Here is a 17067-nt window from a genome sequence, read left to right as displayed (position 1 = left end):
TGCGCCGGCGTGTTTAGCGCGGTTCGATCCGGAAACTGATATTGCCGACCTGGCCGTCTTGCGGCAGTTCGATCGCCAGCGTATGGTTGGCGATCGCGGCGTTTTCCGACTGCGAGATCACGGTCGAACCGCTCTCGCCCAGCGCCACCACCTGGCCATCGATGATCAGTTTGGCGGCGGCCAGGCCCGGCGAATAGTCGGCAATCACGCGGTAGCCCGACGGGCTGTTGCAGAATTCCTTGAGCATGCCGAGCGAAGTCACTCCGGCGACCGGGGCAACGGCGCTGGCATCGACATTGGCGCGGCAGATTACCGGCACATAGCCGACGATCCCGATCGCATATTGCGCCGAGCCGACATCGACCGATGGCGCGAAGGCCCCGGCAGGGGCGATGGTGGCAAAAAGCCCGGCGGCAACCAGGGCAGTCTTGGTGAGCGTCATTTCTTGGCCTCCCGAATATCGTCGAGATGCTCAATATGGTGCTAACCTCAATGCGCGGTGACCCGAGAGGGTTAACCGCAGCTTAGGAAAACTGCCGCGGTTCTGCCGCTTGCCAGGCAGGCTGTTGCCGCAAGGCCTGCGCTTTGCCTCAGTTATGCAGGGCCTCGAGCACGGGCTGCGCCTCGTCGAGAGCCCGTGAAATTATTCCTACCATTTCGTCGATCTGCGCCGGCGTGATGATCAGCGGCGGACACATCACGATGGTATCGCGGATCCCGCGCACCATCAACCCGTTCGCGATGCAGCGATCGCGCACTACCGGCCCGGCATTGCCTTCCTTGCCGCCCCAACGCTGGTTGGTGCCCTTGTTGGAGACCACTTCCACCGCGCCGAGCAGGCCGATCGAGCGCACTTCGCCGACCAGCGGATGATCGGCCAGCCGCTGCAGCGCCCCCGCAAGGTATGGTCCGGTTTCGCTGCGGACTTTCTCGATCAGTCCTTCGCGCTCCATGATCTCGATATTGCGCAGCGCCACGGCAGCGCAAACCGGGTGACCCGAATAGGTAAAGCCGTGGACGAAATCGCCGCCGGTCTTCATCACCGCGATGATCTCGGCCGAGACCGCGACGGCGGAGATCGGCAGGTATCCGCTCGACAGGCCCTTGGCCATGGCGATGATATCGGGCGAGACCCCAACGCTTTCATGGCCCCACATGTTGCCAGTGCGGCCGAATCCATTGATCACTTCGTCGCAGATCAGGAGGATGCCGTACTTGCGGCAGATGGCCTCGACCTGCGGCCAGTAATTGGCTGGCGGGATGATCACCCCGCCCGCGCCCTGGACCGGCTCGCCAATGAAGGCGGCGACGTTTTCGGGACCGACTTCAAGGATCCGCTCCTCGATCGCCGCGGCGCAGGCGCTGCCGAATTCGGCCGGATCCTCGCCAAAGCCTTCGCCGAACCAATAGGGCTGGCGGACATGTTCGACCCCCGGGATCGGCAGATCGCCGATCGGGTGCATCGCCTTCATGCCGCCGAGCGAAACCCCCGCCACGGTCGAGCCATGATAGGCATTCCAGCGGCTGATGAAGACCTTGCGGGCCGGCTCGCCCTTCAGCTTCCAGTACTGGCGGACCAGCCGGAAAATGGTGTCGTTGGCTTCGCTGCCCGAGGTGTTGAAGAACACGTGCGGCAGGCGGTTCTGCGTGAGGCTCGCGATCTTGTGCGCCAGCAGCACCGCGGGCGGCGTCGCGGTCTTGAAGAAGGTATTGTAATAGGGCAGCTCGCGCATCTGCTCGGCCGCCACTTCGACCAGCTCTTCGCGGCCGTAGCCGACATTGACACACCACAGCCCGGCCATCCCATCAAGGATGCGGTTGCCGTCGCCATCGTGGATATAGCAGCCTTCGGCGTGCGTCACGATGCGGCTGCCGCCGATGTTTTCAAGTTCTTGCCAATCGGCCTGGGCGGGCAAGTGGTGGGCCACATCAAGGCGGCGGAGTTCGGCGATATCGTAATTGCGGGGCATATCTGGTTCCTTGTTGAGCAGATTCACGCGATGGCGCGGAGACGCGGAATGGCAGGACAGATAGCGGAGCTTCTTACTCCTCTCCTCCGCCCCCCCGCGTGATTCAACAGGAGGTCAGGGCGAAAAGCCGATGCGCGCCTGATATCGGTTATAGCGGGTGATGCAGTTGTTCATGACTGACCCCGCATAGCACGGCCTAGTAATTGGAAGAAGGCAGCGCTATCCGCGTTGGTATCGGCGTCCCATTCGGGGTGCCATTGCACCGCCACCACCGGTGCGCCCTCGATCCGGGCGGAGTAGCCTTCGATCAGGCCGTCGGGGGCGGTCGCCTCGATTGTCAGTTGCGGTGCAAGCTGACCGACGCCTTGAAAGTGGACTGAATTGACCGTCAGATCGGCCTTACCGAATGTTTTTGCCAACACCCCGCCTTCGCTTAGCGCAACGGGATGGAGATGATCGAACATCTCTGCGAACCCGGCGTCATCGGGGGCATGATGCGCGATCAGGTCTGCACTGGCACTGGTATCGCGGCGCAGCGTCCCGCCCAACGCCACGTTGATTTCTTGCAAGCCCCGGCAGATCCCGAACACCGGGCGCTGCCGTCCGATCATCGCCTCAACCATGCCCAGCGCGATCTCATCACGGCCGGGATCGAACGGGCCTTCGCCGCTTTCATCGTTGTAGCGGCGGCCCTCAAGATTGGACGGGCTGCCGGTCAGCAGCACACCGTCGAGCCGCCCGGCGACTTCGGCGGCGCGCATCAGGTCGGGCAGCGAGGGGATCAGCAAGGCCGCAACATCGGCATGGCGCATCGCCGCGCGGACATAGCGCTCCATCACCGCTTGCGCCGGTTCGGTGCCAACGGTGCGCTGGCAGGCGATAATGCCAAGGACGGGGCGGGATGATGCGCTCATCGCCAACCCACCCAACCAGACCCGTCACCCTGAACTTGTTTCAGGGTCCATCCATCGTCTGGCCCGGCAGCCGCCGTGCCAAACCAAACCACGAGGGGTCGCTGCCTGACAGCACTTCGGGCCACTGGCACAATGGGCCCTGAAACAAGTTCAGGGTGACGGGAAGGTGAGTATAGGGCGTGGGTCATCGCTAGTGCTTCATCATCACGTGGCGCGTGGTCATGTAATGCTCAAGGCTATAGACCGACAGGTCCGAGCCATAGCCCGAGCTTTTCACCCCGCCGTGCGGCATTTCGGCGACGTTGACCGAATGGGTGTTGATCCAGGTGACCCCGTATTCGAGGCTGGCGGCAAACCGCGCGGCCTTGCCGACATCGCGGGTCCAGACTGACGAGGCGAGGCCGTATTCGCAATCATTGGCCCAGGCCAGCGCCTGCTCGTCCTCGGCAAAGCGGGTGACCGAAACCACAGGGCCGAACACTTCCTTCTGGACGATCTCGTCCAAGTGGCGCGCGCCGGCGATCAGGGTGGGGGCGTAATAGAACCCGGGGCCTTCGGGGGCATAGCCGCCGGTCACCACTTCGGCTGGGGTATCGGCCGCCGCGCGGGCGACGAAGCCGTCGACCCGGTCGCGCTGGCGCGCGGTGATCAGCGGACCCAGCTGCGTGCCGGGTGCGGCGGGATCGCCGATCCGGATCGCTTCCACCGCGCTCTGCAGATCGGCCACCAGCCGATCGTAGAGCGCGGCGTGGGCATAGACCCGGCAAGCCGCGGTACAATCCTGTCCGGCGTTGTAATAGCCGCCCTCGGCAATCGCTTCGACCGCGGCGGGCAGATCGGCATCGGCCAGCACGATCACCGGCGCCTTGCCGCCCAGTTCGAAATGGGTGCGCTTGATCGTCGGGGCCACGGCTTCAAGGATCTTGCGGCCGGTAGAGACATCGCCGGTCAGCGAAACCATCCGCACCTTGGGGTGCGCCACCAGCCTTGCGCCAACGCTCTGGCCGTTGCCGGTAACCACGTTGACCACCCCTTCGGGCAGGAATTCGGCGCAGACTTCGGCCAGCCGCAGCGCGCTGAGCGGAGTGTGCTCGCTGGGCTTCAAGACCACGGCATTGCCTGCGGCGATCACCGGGGCGATCTTCCAGCTGGCCATCATCAGCGGGTAATTCCACGGCGCAATTCCCACACAGACGCCCAACGGATCGCGCCGCAGCATCGAAGTGAAACCGCTGCGGTATTCGCCCGCCGGAATCCCCGGAATGGTGCGCGCAGCCCCGGCAAAGAAGCGGAACACATCCACCGTATTGCCGACATCAACCGCTTTGGCGGTGGCGATCGGTTTGCCGCAATTGAGCGATTCGAGCGCCGCGAATTCATCCGCCAGCTCTTCGATCCGCTGGGCGATTCGCAGCATCCGCAGTGCCCGTTCTTTAGGCGGCATGCGCGACCACTGCGCGAAGCCCGCATCGGCGGCGGCGACGGCAGCGTCGACCTGGGCGCGGCTGGCGCTGGCCACGTCGGCGATCTGCGCGCCGGTGGCGGGGTTGAACACCGCCTCCCCGGCCTCATCGCCCAGCAGTGCCTGTCCGGCAATAAATTGGCCCTTCGGCTGTCCCATGGCTGGCCGCTTTGTCCTTTTCAGCTCAGCAAGACTACCGGGCTATCAGCCCGCCAGTGCATGGAAACGCGGTCATCCCAGGTGAAATCCTCCTGATCGTGGCGCGACAGGTTGGGCCGCGAAACGCGCAGCATCGCGCCCGAATCGAGCTTGATTTCAAACAGGGTGATATCGCCCAGATAGCTCATCCCCTTGATCTGCCCGCGGGCGAAATTGTGCCCATCGGGCGCATCCTGCGCGGCGGCGCGCACCGCCTTGCCTTCGCCGGGAACGTGGAGGTAGATTTTCTCGGGCCGAACCGCGACCCACACATCGGCCCCGTGCGGCCCGGTGACGCCGTGGTTCAGATAGACCCGGCCCAGCCCCGGACAATCGATCGCGGCGCGGTCCGCCTCGTCGAGCGTCAGCTTGCCTTCGAACAGGTTCACCGACCCTACGAAATCGGCGACAAAGCGGTTGGCTGGATATTCATAGAGGTCGGACGGCGTGGCCAGCTGCGCCACCTCGCCCTTGTTCATCACCGCGATCCGGCCGGCCATCGACAGCGCTTCGTCCTGATCGTGGGTGACGGTGACGAAAGTGATCCCGACCTCGTCCTGCAGATCGCTGAGTTCGAACTGCATCTGCGCGCGTAATTTGGCGTCGAGTGCGGAGAGTGGTTCATCAAGCAGCAGCACCTTGGGACGCATGACCAGGCTGCGGGCGAGTGCGACACGCTGGCGCTGCCCGCCCGAAAGCTGATCGGGACGGCGCGCATCAAGCCCGTCGAGCTTCACCAGTTCAAGCGCTTCGGCCACGCGGCTCTTGATTTCATCGCCGCCAGTGCCTGCAATCCTGAGACCATAGCCGACATTCTGCGCCACGGTCATGTGCGGGAATACCGCATAGGACTGGAACACCATGTTCACCGGGCGTTTGTTGGGCGGCACCGCTACCATGTCCTGCCCGTCGATCAGGATATGGCCCGAAGTCGGCACTTCGAACCCGGCGATCATCCGCAGCAGCGTGGTCTTGCCGCAGCCCGATGGGCCCAGCAGCACGAAAAACTCGCCCGGCAGGATATCAAGGCTGACATTGTCGACCGCCGCCACCGGCGAGCCGGGGAACCGCTTGGTGACGTTGCGGATTGAAATGATGGGCTGCACGGGCTGGGTCATGTCAGTGGCTTTCGGAAATCGCTTTGATGCCCTGGAACTTGAGCGCGACGGCGGTCAGCACCACCGTCAGAAGGATCAGCACGGTCGAGGCCGCATTGACCACCGGGCTGACCGAGAAACGGACCATCGAATAGACCTTGACCGGGAAAGTGATCGTATCGGGCCCGGCGGTGAAAAAGGTGATCACAAAGTCATCAAGGCTGAGCGTGAAGGCGAGCAGCGCGCCGGCGATCAGGGCCGGGCGGATATGCGGCAGCAGCACATCGCGGAACGCCTGCCATTCGCTGGCGCCAAGGTCCTTCGCGGCCTCCTCCTGTTCGGTGTTGAAGCTGGCCAGGCGAGAGCGGACGACCATGGTGACAAACGGGAAGCTGAAGGTGATATGGGCGATCGTGATGGCCGAAAGGCTGAACGGCCAGGGCATTCCGGTGGGCCAGTCGGCCGCGGCGAAGAAGATCAGGAACCCGACGCCCAGACAGATTTCGGGGACGATGATCGGCAGGCTCATCACCCCGTCGACCGCGCTTTTCAGCGGAAAGCGGAACCGCCACAGCATGATCGCGGCCAAAGTGCCCAGCACCAGGCTGAACAGCGTCGACAGCGCGGCGATGGTCAGCGAATTGCCCAGCGCTTCGACCAGCGTGGAATCGTTCCAGGCCTTCTCGTAATACTTGGTGGTGAAGCCGCGCCACACCACGTTGCGCTTGCTGTCGTTGAAGCTGAAGATCATCAGCACCAGCAGCGGGGCATAGAGGAACACCATCACCGCGGTGACCCACGAACGCAGCCACCAGGTGCGGGTATAATCGAGCGGGGCGTGGTGCGTGCGGGCAAACAGCGCCATCAGTGCACCCCGACCTTCTTCTTGCGCAGACCCTGCAGCGCGATCAGCGCGAACATCGCATAGATAAGCATGAACGACAGCGCCGCACCGAACGGCCAGTCGTTGGCGCGCTTGAACTGGCGTTCGATCACATTGGCGATCATCTGGCTGTCGGTGCCGCCCATCAGATCGGGCGTCAGGTAAGCGCCCAGCGCGGGGATCAGCGTGATCATCACCCCGGCAATGATCCCCGGCATGGCCAGCGGCACCACGATCCGCATGATCGTGCGGAAATGGCCCGCGCCCAGATCAAGGCTGGCCTCGATCAGGCTGCGATCGAGCCGGTCCAGCGCCGAATAGAGCGGCAGGACCATGAACGGTAAGTGGACATAGACCAGCCCGAAGACCACCGCGAAATTGTTGAACAGCAGCTGCAGCGGCTCCCAGGTCGGCAGCGGTTCCAGTCCGACCAGCGTTTTCAGCCAGCTTGCCCCGCCCCACAACGCCCCCAGGCTCTTATTGGCATAGCCTTGCGTGCCGAGCAGCATCATCAGCGCATAGGTGCGGATCAGCAGGTTGGTCCAGAACGGCAGCATGATGCCCAGCAGCAGCCACGGCCGCCACTTGTCGCTGGCAAAGGTGATCGCCATCGCCACCGGGAACCCGATGATCAGGCAGATCACCGTGACCAGCGATGCCACCACCAGGCTTTTGGCGAAGATCGTCAGGTAGAGCCACTCGGTCGCGCGTTGGTAATTGTCGAGCGTGCCGACCAGATCGATCTCGGTCAGCCCGGCATTGCGGCCAAAGCTGTAGGCCCACACAATTCCCATCGGGACGATGAAAAACAGCAGCGTCCAGCCGACTGGCGCGAGCGACGCAGCCAGAAAGCCCTGCTTGTGCGTGCGCCAGTCCTGTTCAGCCATGACCCCGTTCGCTCCCGCTCAAGCGGCGTTAACGCGGGTCATCGCTTCTTCGTAGAGCGGCTGCAGTTCGGGATTGAAGGCCGCATATTCGCACTTGGCCAGAATGTCGGCCGGGGGGAAGATCACCGGGTTGTTCTTGTAGGCAGCGGGCATCAGCGCCTTCGCTGCGGCGTTTGGCGTGGGGTAAAGGATCGTTTCGGTGATCTTTTTACCCACCTCAGCATCGAGCAGGTTGTTGATGAAGGCATGCGCGTTGCCGGGATGCTTGGCGCCCGCCGGGATGCACAGGTTGTCCGAATTGAGTTGGCTGCCTTCCTTGGGGATGACGAAATCGATATCATCGTCTTCCTGCATCAGCTGCGCGATATCGCCGTTGTATTCCAGCACCAGATCGACATCGCCCTTGGCCAGCAGATCCTGCCCGTCATCGGAGTGGAACTTTTTGACGTGCGGCTTCTGCTTGATTAGCATCGCTTCGATGGTCTTGACGTCGGCTGGGGTCAGGGCGTTGACCGACTTGCCGAGATACTTGGCGTAAAGCCGGAACAGGTCGCCGGCTTCCGACAGCAGCGCAATCCGGCCCGAATATTCGGCACTGTCGAACAGCACTTTCCAGCTGTCGGGCCGGGCTTTCACCTTGCTCTTGCGATAGCCGATCCCAAGTGACAGCCAGGTATAGGGCATCGAATGCTTGCGCCCCTTGTCATAGGCAACATCGATGAAGGTTGGATCCACGTTCTTCAGGTTGGGGATCTGGGCATGGTCAAGCGGCATCAGCATGCCCGCCTTGGCCATCCGCTCGACAAAGTCGTTCGACGGCACGATCACATCGTAGCCGGGGTTGCCGGCCTTGAACTTGGCGAACAGCACATCGTTCGAATCGAACAGGTCCATCTTCACATCGACACCGCTGCTCGCCTTGAAATCGGCCAGCGTGGTTTCACCGATATAGGTGTCCCAGTTGTAGAAGTTGAGCTTGGGCTCTTCACCGGCCGCCGCCTTGCCGCCGCTCTCGCCCTTGCTGCAGGCAGCCAGCCCGCCGAAGCTGATCCCGATTGCAGCAACGCCCAGCGTTTGCAGCAACCCGCGCCGACCCAGTTTCATACCCTGCAGATTGTCGATACCGCTCATCTGACCACCCTTTGGCTTGGTTGTGAATGTCCCGAAGCGGCGATGCTAGCGCAGGCACCGGGAAAGCCAAGCATTGCCTGTTATGCAGCATGACCGCTCTTGCGCTGGGGACCAGTCGATTATACGAAGCGATAGGTATCGAAAAAACCGATGAACATTACATTCCGCCAGATCCGCTATTTTATCGCCGTGGCCGAGGCGCGCTCGGTTTCGGGCGGGTCAAGCGCGGTCGGCATTTCGCAAAGCGCGGTGACCGACGCGATCCGCACGCTTGAACTGGAAACCGGGGTCACGCTGTTCCACCGCCATGCCAAGGGGGTGACGCTGACGCGCGAAGGACACCAGTTCCTGCGCCACGCCCGCTCGATCATCGGCGCCATTGCCGATCTGGCCGGCGGGGTCGGGCGCGAGGGCGAGACGACCGAGGGGGCAGTGCGGATCGGCGTGACCCCGGTGGTGACCGGCTATTTCCTCACCGATCTGCTGTCGCGCTTCCGCAAGCTGTTCCCCAAGATCGAGATCACGCTGGTCGAGGACAAACGGAGTTATATCGAACACATGCTGGTCGGCGGCGAACTTGATCTGGCGCTGCTGATCGTCTCAAACCTTGAGGAACGGAGCGCGATCGATCACGAGGTGCTGCTGCGCAGCGAATGCCGGGCCTGGCTAGCCCCCAGCCATCCGCTGTCCGATGTCGACGGGCTGACGCTGGCCGATCTAGAGAACGAGCCGGTGGTTGCCTTGCAGCTCGATGAGCTGGAAGGGCTGATCGACGGGATCTGGAGCAAGTTCGATCACCCGCCGCGCGTGGCCTGGCGAACCAGCAGCATGGAAGGGGTGCGCAGCCTGGTCGGAACCGGGGCAGGGATCACCCTGCTGCCCGATCTGGTCTATCGCCCGTGGAGCCTGGATGGTGACCGGATCGTGGCCAAGCGCACGCGTGAGGACTTGCCCACGGTCGATATCGGCATGGCCTGGCGGCGGCTCAACCGGCACAGCGAAGCCGCCACCCTGTTTATGGAAACGGTCCACCAGCACCGGCGTTGATCGGCGGGCGCTTCAGATCCGCAGCATCTGCTCGAAATGCGGGGCGGTCTGGTACAGCACCGGGCCAAGTCGGACCTTCGAACCACCGTTCTTGTCGAGCACTTTGCGCACAAACGCTTTCGGGCCGGATACGGGGGCAATGGCCACCGCCACGAAGGTCTTGCCCGCGGTCAGTTTCCGTTCGATCTCGAACGGATCGCGGCCATCGACATCGATATCGCTGAGCATGACCGCGAGCGCCCCGCCGGTCGCGCCGATGATCCCGGCAATCGAACCGAACGCGGCGACCGCGCCGATCCCGGGAATGGTCAGCAGCACCATGCCAAGCAGCGCGCCGGCCAGCCCGCCGCCCGCAGTAGCCGAAGCAACGCGCAGACGGCTGTGTCCGCGGATCAGTTCGCCGGTGTCGCTGCGTGCCAGCGCGCTGATTGCGGCCGGGTCGATCCCGCCGGCAACGAGTTCGAGGATCGCGGCGTCTGCGGTATCCTTGGTGGCGAAAAAGGCGGCCTCGCGGTTGCCGTTGCTGATCGCTTCGTGGGCCACCGCGCTGGTAAAGGCCGTGGCGAAAGCGCTGCGATCGGTTTCGCTCGCAAAAGTCGCGCGCAGCCCCATTGCCTCATGCTGACGCAGGACGCTGTCCGAAGCGCCGGGGCTGTCGGCGGTGCGCAGCAGCATCCGCACAGTCGACGGTTTGAGCTTCTGGTCGGTGCCGCGGTTGATCCATTCCAGCGTTACCGGTTTGGGATGTGCGGGATTGAGAAACGGCAGCGCCGGCAGCTCTTCACCCTTGATCACATAACTCGGCCCGGCAGCCGTTCCATTTTGAGAACTTAAATCCAAAGGGCGCTCCAGCCAGGCATCAGGCCACAGCCGGACCAGCCGGTATGACGATGCGTTCCAGTGCGACCCGGTGCGATTCTGCCAGCCCAGACCTGGCTGCCAGCGGGTTGAAGCCTAATGCTTCCGGTCCGGCAGAATCCCGCCAGACCCAACCCGAGTGCAGTACCAGTGCAGGGATACTTTACCCTGCGATTGCGTTTTGTCGATTGGCGTTGTGGCGGAAGTTCAAATTTTTCGCGCGCCGGGCAGCTTCACGCGTTGCGCAAGTACCACGCATAGTCGAGCTCGGTCACCTCGGCCATGAAGCGCGCCATCTCTACCCCTTTGACGGTCGCGTAGTGCTGCACGAAGCGCACGCCGAGATAGTCCTGCATAAGCACGGATGTCTCAAACGCCTCGATCGCCGCCGCCCAGTGATTGGGCAAGCGGATATCCGCGCCTTCGGCTTCATAGCCGTTGCCGACCACCGGCGGGCCGGGATCGATCTGGTTCCTGATCCCGTGGAGCTGCGCGGCCAGCACTGCGGCCATGGCGAGATAGGGGTTGGCATCGGCCCCGCAGATGCGGTGCTCGACATGGCGCGAGGCGGGCGAGCCCGCCGGGATCCGCAAGCTGACGGTGCGGTTGTTGACCCCCCAGGTGGCTGCAACGGGCGCATAGGAATTGGCCTTGAAGCGGCGGAACGAATTGGCGTTGGGGGCAAAGATCGCCATCGATTCCGCGAGCATGGACTTCATGCCGCCGATCGCGTGGCGCAACAGCGGTGTGCCTTCGGGATTATCACTGGCAAAGGCGTTGTTGCCATCTTTGTCGTTCATCGAGATGTGCAGGTGCATGCCCGAACCGGCGGTTTCGGCAAACGGCTTGGCCATGAAGGTGGCTTCCATGCCGTGCTTCACCGCTACGCCCTTGACCAGCCGTTTGTACATGATGGCATCGTCTGTTGCGCGCAGCGCATCGGGCTTGTGGCGCAGGGTAAATTCGAACTGGCCCGGGGCATATTCCGAGATCCCGCTTTCCAGCGGAATGTCCTGCGCATCGCAAGCCTCGTACAGCTCGTCGAAGAACGGCTTGAGGTCTTCCATTTCGCGCAGGCCATAGACCTGGATGTCGGCCGAGCGGTGATCGGTCAGCTGGCCGCGGGCCGGCACCGGACGGCCGTCTTCCATATCGCACAGATAGAATTCAAGCTCGACCGCGACCACCGGGGTCAGGCCCTGTTCGGCCAGCCCATCGATCACCGCGCCCAGCACATGGCGCGGATCGAGATCGTTGGGGGTGCCGTCCAGTTCATAAAAGCTGGTCAGGAACTGCGCGGCATTGGGGCCCAGCCACGGTGCGGGCACCAGCGTGCCAGGGACCGGATAGACATACCGGTCCGCATCGCCGTCTTCCCAGACGAGCCCCGTCTCCTCGCAATCGCGCCCGGTGATATCGACCACCAGCACCGATCCGGGCAGGAACCGGCCGGACTGGTAGACCGCCTTGACCTCATGTGCACGCAGCCGCTTGCCGCGCGGCACGCCGCACATGTTGGTGAAGATGATATCGATCGCGTCCACATCGGGATTGGCGGCAAAGAAGTCTTCGGCTTCCTGCGCCAGCGCGCGCTTGTTGGAACTGATGGCAGGCATATGCGGCTATTCCCTCAGGGTCTTGAGACATTGGTCGAGCACTTCGGCCAATCGGTCAACCTGCGTTGCTGTTGTGGCAGGGCTGACCAGGGTCATGGTGTGGAACGGCGCGATCAGGACGCCGCGGTTGATCAGGAACAGGTGCAGCGCGTGTTCAAGCGCCCCGTGCATTTTCGCGCGGGCCTCGGTGCCGTTTTGTGCGGGGGCGGAAGCACAGATGAATTCGCCGCGCGCACCGATATGGGCGACGTGCCAATCGAGCCCATTGGCCGCGATCACCGCCCTGATCTTGGCCGCAAGACTTTCGGCCAGCGGCAGCATGTGGGCATAGGCGGCCGGGGTCATCACCTCGGTCAGGCAGGCGCGCATCGCGGCAAGCGCGAGGGCATTGGCCGAAAGCGTAGTGCCGATCCCCGAATGGCCTTTCTCGCCCACCGCCCGCAGCTGCTCCATCCGCGCGGCAACCTTGGCGCTGAAGCCATAGACCGCGCAGGGGATCCCGCCTGCCACCGGCTTGCCCAGCACGAACAGATCGCCCAGCGGACCAAAGGTGGCGCTATACCCGCCGTAACCGGAGCTTATCGTGTGCGTTTCGTCCCACACCAGCAGGCTGCCGTGACGGGTGCAAGCCTCGCGCAGTGCTTCCAGATAGCCCGGCTGGGGCAGGACCATGCCGGCATTGGTCATCGCCGGTTCGGCCAGAACGCAGGCGACATCGCCTTTGGCCAGCGCCGCTTCCAGCGCGGGCAGATCGTTGAATTCGATCACCACGGTATGTTCGCGCATGTCGTACACCTGGCCGATCAGGCTGCCGCGCAGTTCGGGCACGCCATCGCGCAGGTCGACGAACACATCATCGACCGCACCGTGATAACAGCCGTTGAAAACCAGCACTTTGTCGCGCCCGGTGATCCCGCGGCACCAGCGGATTACCGCGCGGTTGGCCTCGCTGGCGCTGGAGGTGACTTGCCAGAACGGCAGCTTGAAGCGCGCCGCCAGTTCGTCTGCCACCACCACCGCATCTTCGGTGGGGAGCATATAGGTCAGGCCGCGCGACGCCTGCCGGGTCAGCGCGGCAGCAACCGGCGGCGGCGAATGGCCGAACATCGATCCAGTATCGCCGAGGCAGAAATCGTCGTAGCGGTGCCCGTCAGCGTCCCACAATTCCGCCCCCTCGGCCCGGTCGGCGAACAGCGCGAAGGGCGTGCCCCAATCTAGCATCCAGTGGAACGGCACGCCGCCGTGCCAATGCCGCGCCGCCGCTTTGGCCAGCGCGGCCGAGCGGGGATTGGCGGCGCTGAACCGTTCGGTTTCGGCGGCGATCATCCGGGCTATGGCGGCGGCCGTGATCACAGCCGGTCCCGCAATGCATAGTAGAGCATGCCCGCCACATAGAGCGGCTGGCGCAGCAAGGTTCCGCCTGGAAAGGCCCGCCGCGGCAGCTGCGCAAACAGGTCAAACTGTTCGGCCGATCCGCGCATGGCCCGGGCGATAAGGTCGCCGGCCAAGGTGGTCAGCAGCACCCCGTGGCCCGACCAGCCGTGGGCATAGAAGCTGTTGCCGATCCGCCCGAACAGCGGCAGCCGGTTGAGCGTTACCCCCACCGTTCCGCCCCAGACATGGTCGATGGCCACACCCTTGAGCTGGGGGAAGACCTGCTCCAGATAGGGCCGCACAAAGCTGCCGATATCGGCGGGCGGGCGCGGCGAATACTTCTCGCCCCCGCCAAAAATCAGCCGGTTGTCAGCGCTGAGCCGATAGTAGTTGAGCACGAACCGGCTGTCGGCCACCGCTGCGCCGCTGGGCATCAGGCTGCGCGCCAGCGCTTTGTCCAGCGGCGCAGTGGCCACGTTGTAATTGATCACCGGCATGGTCATGGCGGCAAAGCGCGGCTCCAGATCGCCCATCCAGCTATCGGCCGCCAGCACCGCGTGGCGCGCGGTTACGCTGCCACTTTCCGTGCGGGCGCGCACCGGGGTGCCATGATCGACATCCGCGACCGCGCTGTCTTCGAATATCCGCACCCCGGCGGCGAGCGCCGCGTTCGCCAGGCCGAGCGCGTAGTTGAGCGGGTGCAGGTGCCCGCCGTTCATGTCGATCAGCCCGCCGTGATAGATGTCACTGCCGACGAAATCAGACTGATCGGCCCGGCTGACGATCGCGGCACAGGTGTAGCCGACCAGATCCTGCAGCAGCGCCAGCTCGCCGCGCATCGCGTCAAGGTGCTTGGGCTTTGCCGCGGCGGTAAAGTGTCCGCGGCGCAGATCGCAGGCGATGGCGTGGCGTTCGATCCGGCCGCGCACCATCGCGCCCGCGCTGTTGGCCAGCGTCACCAGTTCGGCGGCGCGGCTGCGACCCAGTTCGCGCACCAGATCTTTTACCCCCCAACGCAGCCCCGGGATCATCTGTCCGCCGCTGCGCCCCGATGCCCCCCAACCGATGCGTCTGGCTTCGAGCAGCACCACCGAATAGCCTGCCTCGGCCGCATGCAGCGCGGCCGACAGCCCGGTGAAGCCGCCGCCGACCACCACCACGTCGGCACTTTCCGCTCCTGCCAGACGGGGCTGGGCGGGGAACGGGTTGGCGCTGGCGGCGTAATAGGACGGGGCGTGCGGCTGCAAGACTAGACCTTGAGCAACAGGTGTTCGCGTTCCCACGAGGAGATGACCGACTGGTAGGCGTAAAGCTCGGCGTCCTTGATCGCCCAGAAAATCTCGAAGAAATCTTCACCCAGCAAGCTTTTGACCGGCTTGCACTGATAGAACCGGTCAAGCGAAGCTTCGAGCGTGCGCGGCAGGGTGCGGGCGCGGTTATAGGCGTTGCCTTCCAGCATCTTGGGCGGGACCATCCGCTCAACCATGCCGATGTAACCGCAGATCAGCGAAGCTGCGATCGCCAGATAAGGGTTGGCGTCTGCGCCCGCCAGGCGGTTTTCAACCCGGCGGTCCTTGGCATCGGAAACCGGCACGCGGAACCCGCAGCTGCGGTTGTCGTTGCCCCAATGGACATTGATCGGCGCGGCCGTATCGGGGCGCATCCGGCGGAACGAATTGACGTTGGGGGCCATCAGCGGGAGGATCTGCGGCATCAGCCGGACCAGCCCGGCCACATGGCTGCGGAACAGCGCGGTTTCCTTGCCATTGAGGGCCGAAAACACGTTCCGCCCGTTCTCGATGCCCAGCACCGATTGGTGAATGTGCATCGCGCTGCCGGGCTGATCGGCCATCGGCTTGGCCATGAAGGTGGCATAGACCCCGTGCTCCAGCGCCACTTGCCGCACGATCCGCTTGAACAGCAGCACCTGATCGGCCAGCGCCAGCGGATCGCCGTGGATGAAGTTGACTTCCAGCTGCGCCGCACCGGCTTCGTGGATCATCGTGTCGATGTTGAGCTCGGCCTTCTCGCACCAGTCATAGATCTGCTCGATGATGTCTTCGTATTCGCTCAGCGCCTCGAGCCCGAAGGCCTCGCTGGCGGTTTCGGCGCGGCCCGAACGGCCCGGCGGCGGGGTCAGCGGGAAATCGGCGTCAAGGTTCTTGGTGACGAGGTAGAATTCTGCCTCGGGCGCGATCACCGGTTGCCAGCCCTTGGCGGCATAGAGTGCCAGGACCTTCTTGAGGATTTCGCGCGGGGCGATCTCGATCGGCTTGCCCGCTGCGTTATAGGCATCGCAGATCACATAAGCAGTCGGCGTCTTGTATCCCGGGGCCTCGCGCAGGGTCGAAGGATCAGGGACCAGGAACACGTCGGGATCAAAATCGGGCACGATGTGCTGGACATCTTCCGGGTAGCCGCCGGTAACGGTAACGATGAACACACTGCCGGGGATGCGCAGGGTCCTGTCGGCCAGCGACTTGACGAATTTGGCCGCGGGCAGCACTTTGCCGCGCTGAATCCCGTTCATGTCGGGGACGATGCATTCCACCTCGCTGATCCCGCGCTCCTTGATCCAGCTGGCGATGTCGGTAGTCATTGGATGTCTCGTTTCACAGGCGGGGCGGGGCGCGAAATTGCACCCCGCTGGGCAACCCTACCCTAGAATCCGAACTTGAGCGATGCCACCACGGTCGGATCACCCGCCGTGGTCAGCGCGTGGGCGGTGTCGACGTAATCGACGCTCCCGGTCAGTCCGCTGCCAAGATCGACGCTGAGCCCTAATGCCCAGTCCTTCTTGCTATCACCAAAGGCGCCATCTTCGATCCCGAAGGTGCCGTGCAGCGATACCGGCCCATCGCCCAGCGGCACTTCACCCGCGACATAGATATAAGTGTTGTCCTCGCCGCCGATACTGTCTTGCACCGGGGCATAGGCAACCCCGACCTTTACTTCGGCCTGCCCGACCGCCGTGCCGACGGCGCCATAGAGTTCGAAGTAGTTGAGGTCCTTGCTGTCGAGGTAGGTGTAGTAGGTCCCCCCGACATCGAGATTGACCCGGCCAACGTCTTTCGAAAAGCCCACCGTCCAGTCAACCTCAAGGTCGTCGGCCTTTCCGCTACCCAGTTCCACATTCGAAGCCCAAGCCGAGCCATAGAGCCCCGACTGGTGCTCGATGCTCAGCGATGCGGTCGCCTCGGGGCTTTTGTCCGACAGCGACAGCCCGCGAAACCGGTAGTCGGTGAGCAGGCCAACCTCACCCGAAATATCGAAGGCCGGGGTGGCCTCGGCCTCGGCTTCGGCCTCGTCGGCCTGCGCCAGACCGGGCAGGGTCAGCGTTGCTGCAAGCATGGCGGCACAGCGAATGGTGATCGTCTTCATGGGCGCATCCTCATTTTGCGGCTGAGCAGATGGCGCTGCATTCGGGCCTGGTGCAACACTGCCGAGGCACACGATACCGCCATTTCTGGAGCTCAACCTCCTCCTGCACAGTCCATGACGGCAATCGTGCGGTATTACCAATGGGATTTATCGCAGCTATAGCTATCGGCTTTTCCGATAGGCTGACGGCTTGCGAACCGGGTGGCTCCCGCCATAGGCTGCGCTTAAGACCTGCGATGCCCTTTGGCC

Annotated in this window: 15 protein-coding genes; 1 reads left to right on the top strand and 14 read right to left on the bottom strand. The window is 63.7% G+C overall.

What is annotated here, in order from left to right:
• Positions 1-13: 13 nt before the first annotated feature.
• The 8 genes from RMN99_RS11725 to RMN99_RS11690 form a co-directional block, all read right to left on the bottom strand.
• Positions 14-442, bottom strand: coding sequence for a hypothetical protein (locus RMN99_RS11725; protein ID WP_309623500.1), 429 nt, complete (start codon positions 440-442; stop codon positions 14-16).
• Between the two features lie 148 nt (positions 443-590).
• Positions 591-1970, bottom strand: coding sequence for an aspartate aminotransferase family protein (locus tag RMN99_RS11720; protein WP_309623499.1), 1380 nt, complete (start codon positions 1968-1970; stop codon positions 591-593).
• A gap of 170 nt (positions 1971-2140) precedes the next feature.
• Positions 2141-2884, bottom strand: coding sequence for a gamma-glutamyl-gamma-aminobutyrate hydrolase family protein (locus RMN99_RS11715; protein WP_309623498.1), 744 nt, complete (start codon positions 2882-2884; stop codon positions 2141-2143).
• Positions 2885-3074: 190 nt separating this feature from the next.
• A complete protein-coding gene (locus tag RMN99_RS11710) occupies positions 3075-4505 on the bottom strand; it encodes a gamma-aminobutyraldehyde dehydrogenase (RefSeq protein WP_309623497.1) in 1431 nt (476 codons plus the stop codon).
• Positions 4506-4525: 20 nt separating this feature from the next.
• Complete coding sequence (locus RMN99_RS11705; protein ID WP_309623496.1) at positions 4526-5662, bottom strand: ABC transporter ATP-binding protein; 1137 nt, start codon at positions 5660-5662, stop codon at positions 4526-4528.
• A gap of 1 nt (position 5663) precedes the next feature.
• A complete protein-coding gene (locus RMN99_RS11700) occupies positions 5664-6506 on the bottom strand; it encodes an ABC transporter permease (RefSeq protein WP_309623495.1) in 843 nt (280 codons plus the stop codon).
• Complete coding sequence (locus RMN99_RS11695; protein ID WP_309623494.1) at positions 6506-7411, bottom strand: ABC transporter permease; 906 nt, start codon at positions 7409-7411, stop codon at positions 6506-6508. Before RMN99_RS11695 ends, RMN99_RS11700 begins: the two co-directional genes overlap by 1 nt.
• A gap of 18 nt (positions 7412-7429) precedes the next feature.
• Entirely contained in the window at positions 7430-8542 is a 1113-nt protein-coding gene (locus RMN99_RS11690) for a spermidine/putrescine ABC transporter substrate-binding protein (RefSeq protein WP_309623493.1), read from the bottom strand.
• A 150-nt stretch (positions 8543-8692) separates the two neighbouring features.
• On the opposite strand from RMN99_RS11690, the gene RMN99_RS11685 reads away from it, so the two are divergent.
• A complete protein-coding gene (locus RMN99_RS11685) occupies positions 8693-9589 on the top strand; it encodes a LysR family transcriptional regulator (protein ID WP_309623492.1) in 897 nt (298 codons plus the stop codon).
• A gap of 12 nt (positions 9590-9601) precedes the next feature.
• Here RMN99_RS11685 and RMN99_RS11680 read toward each other — a convergent pair whose 3' ends face one another.
• The 6 genes from RMN99_RS11680 to RMN99_RS11655 form a co-directional block, all read right to left on the bottom strand.
• The gene (locus tag RMN99_RS11680; RefSeq protein WP_309623491.1) at positions 9602-10429 is read right to left on the bottom strand and encodes a hypothetical protein; all 828 of its coding nucleotides are present in this window, start codon (positions 10427-10429) and stop codon (positions 9602-9604) included.
• A 251-nt stretch (positions 10430-10680) separates the two neighbouring features.
• The gene (locus RMN99_RS11675) at positions 10681-12063 is read right to left on the bottom strand and encodes a glutamine synthetase family protein (RefSeq protein ID WP_309623490.1); all 1383 of its coding nucleotides are present in this window, start codon (positions 12061-12063) and stop codon (positions 10681-10683) included.
• A gap of 6 nt (positions 12064-12069) precedes the next feature.
• Positions 12070-13416, bottom strand: coding sequence for an aspartate aminotransferase family protein (locus tag RMN99_RS11670; protein ID WP_309623489.1), 1347 nt, complete (start codon positions 13414-13416; stop codon positions 12070-12072).
• Positions 13413-14684, bottom strand: coding sequence for an FAD-binding oxidoreductase (locus RMN99_RS11665; RefSeq protein WP_309623488.1), 1272 nt, complete (start codon positions 14682-14684; stop codon positions 13413-13415). The genes RMN99_RS11670 and RMN99_RS11665 overlap by 4 nt, the downstream gene beginning before the upstream one ends.
• Positions 14685-14686: 2 nt before the next feature.
• Positions 14687-16036 (bottom strand): glutamine synthetase family protein, encoded by a 1350-nt coding sequence (locus tag RMN99_RS11660; protein WP_309623487.1) that lies wholly within the window; start codon positions 16034-16036, stop codon positions 14687-14689.
• A 62-nt stretch (positions 16037-16098) separates the two neighbouring features.
• Positions 16099-16818: a TorF family putative porin gene (locus RMN99_RS11655; protein WP_309623486.1), complete on the bottom strand. Its 720-nt coding sequence runs from the start codon at positions 16816-16818 to the stop codon at positions 16099-16101.
• Positions 16819-17067 lie beyond the last annotated feature (249 nt).

The organism is Novosphingobium sp., assembly GCF_031417815.1.
In the GTDB taxonomy this organism is placed as follows: Bacteria; Pseudomonadota; Alphaproteobacteria; order Sphingomonadales; family Sphingomonadaceae; genus Novosphingobium.
The sequence above is the reverse complement of the archived record's forward strand: the minus strand, read 5'-3'. Positions and strand labels throughout refer to the sequence as shown.

What these genes read in the sequence shown, in the direction of transcription:
- RMN99_RS11705 (WP_309623496.1), bottom strand. Translation starts at nt 5,662, where the DNA reads ATGACCCAGCCCGTGCAGCCCATCATTTCAATCCGCAACGTCACCAAG.
- RMN99_RS11725 (WP_309623500.1), bottom strand. Translation starts at nt 442, where the DNA reads ATGACGCTCACCAAGACTGCCCTGGTTGCCGCCGGGCTTTTTGCCACC.
- RMN99_RS11710 (WP_309623497.1), bottom strand. Translation starts at nt 4,505, where the DNA reads ATGGGACAGCCGAAGGGCCAATTTATTGCCGGACAGGCACTGCTGGGC.
- RMN99_RS11660 (WP_309623487.1), bottom strand. Translation starts at nt 16,036, where the DNA reads ATGACTACCGACATCGCCAGCTGGATCAAGGAGCGCGGGATCAGCGAG.
- RMN99_RS11715 (WP_309623498.1), bottom strand. Translation starts at nt 2,884, where the DNA reads ATGAGCGCATCATCCCGCCCCGTCCTTGGCATTATCGCCTGCCAGCGC.
- RMN99_RS11720 (WP_309623499.1), bottom strand. Translation starts at nt 1,970, where the DNA reads ATGCCCCGCAATTACGATATCGCCGAACTCCGCCGCCTTGATGTGGCC.
- RMN99_RS11700 (WP_309623495.1), bottom strand. Translation starts at nt 6,506, where the DNA reads ATGGCGCTGTTTGCCCGCACGCACCACGCCCCGCTCGATTATACCCGC.
- RMN99_RS11655 (WP_309623486.1), bottom strand. Translation starts at nt 16,818, where the DNA reads ATGAAGACGATCACCATTCGCTGTGCCGCCATGCTTGCAGCAACGCTG.
- RMN99_RS11675 (WP_309623490.1), bottom strand. Translation starts at nt 12,063, where the DNA reads ATGCCTGCCATCAGTTCCAACAAGCGCGCGCTGGCGCAGGAAGCCGAA.
- RMN99_RS11690 (WP_309623493.1), bottom strand. Translation starts at nt 8,542, where the DNA reads ATGAGCGGTATCGACAATCTGCAGGGTATGAAACTGGGTCGGCGCGGG.
- RMN99_RS11685 (WP_309623492.1), top strand. Translation starts at nt 8,693, where the DNA reads ATGAACATTACATTCCGCCAGATCCGCTATTTTATCGCCGTGGCCGAG.
- RMN99_RS11695 (WP_309623494.1), bottom strand. Translation starts at nt 7,411, where the DNA reads ATGGCTGAACAGGACTGGCGCACGCACAAGCAGGGCTTTCTGGCTGCG.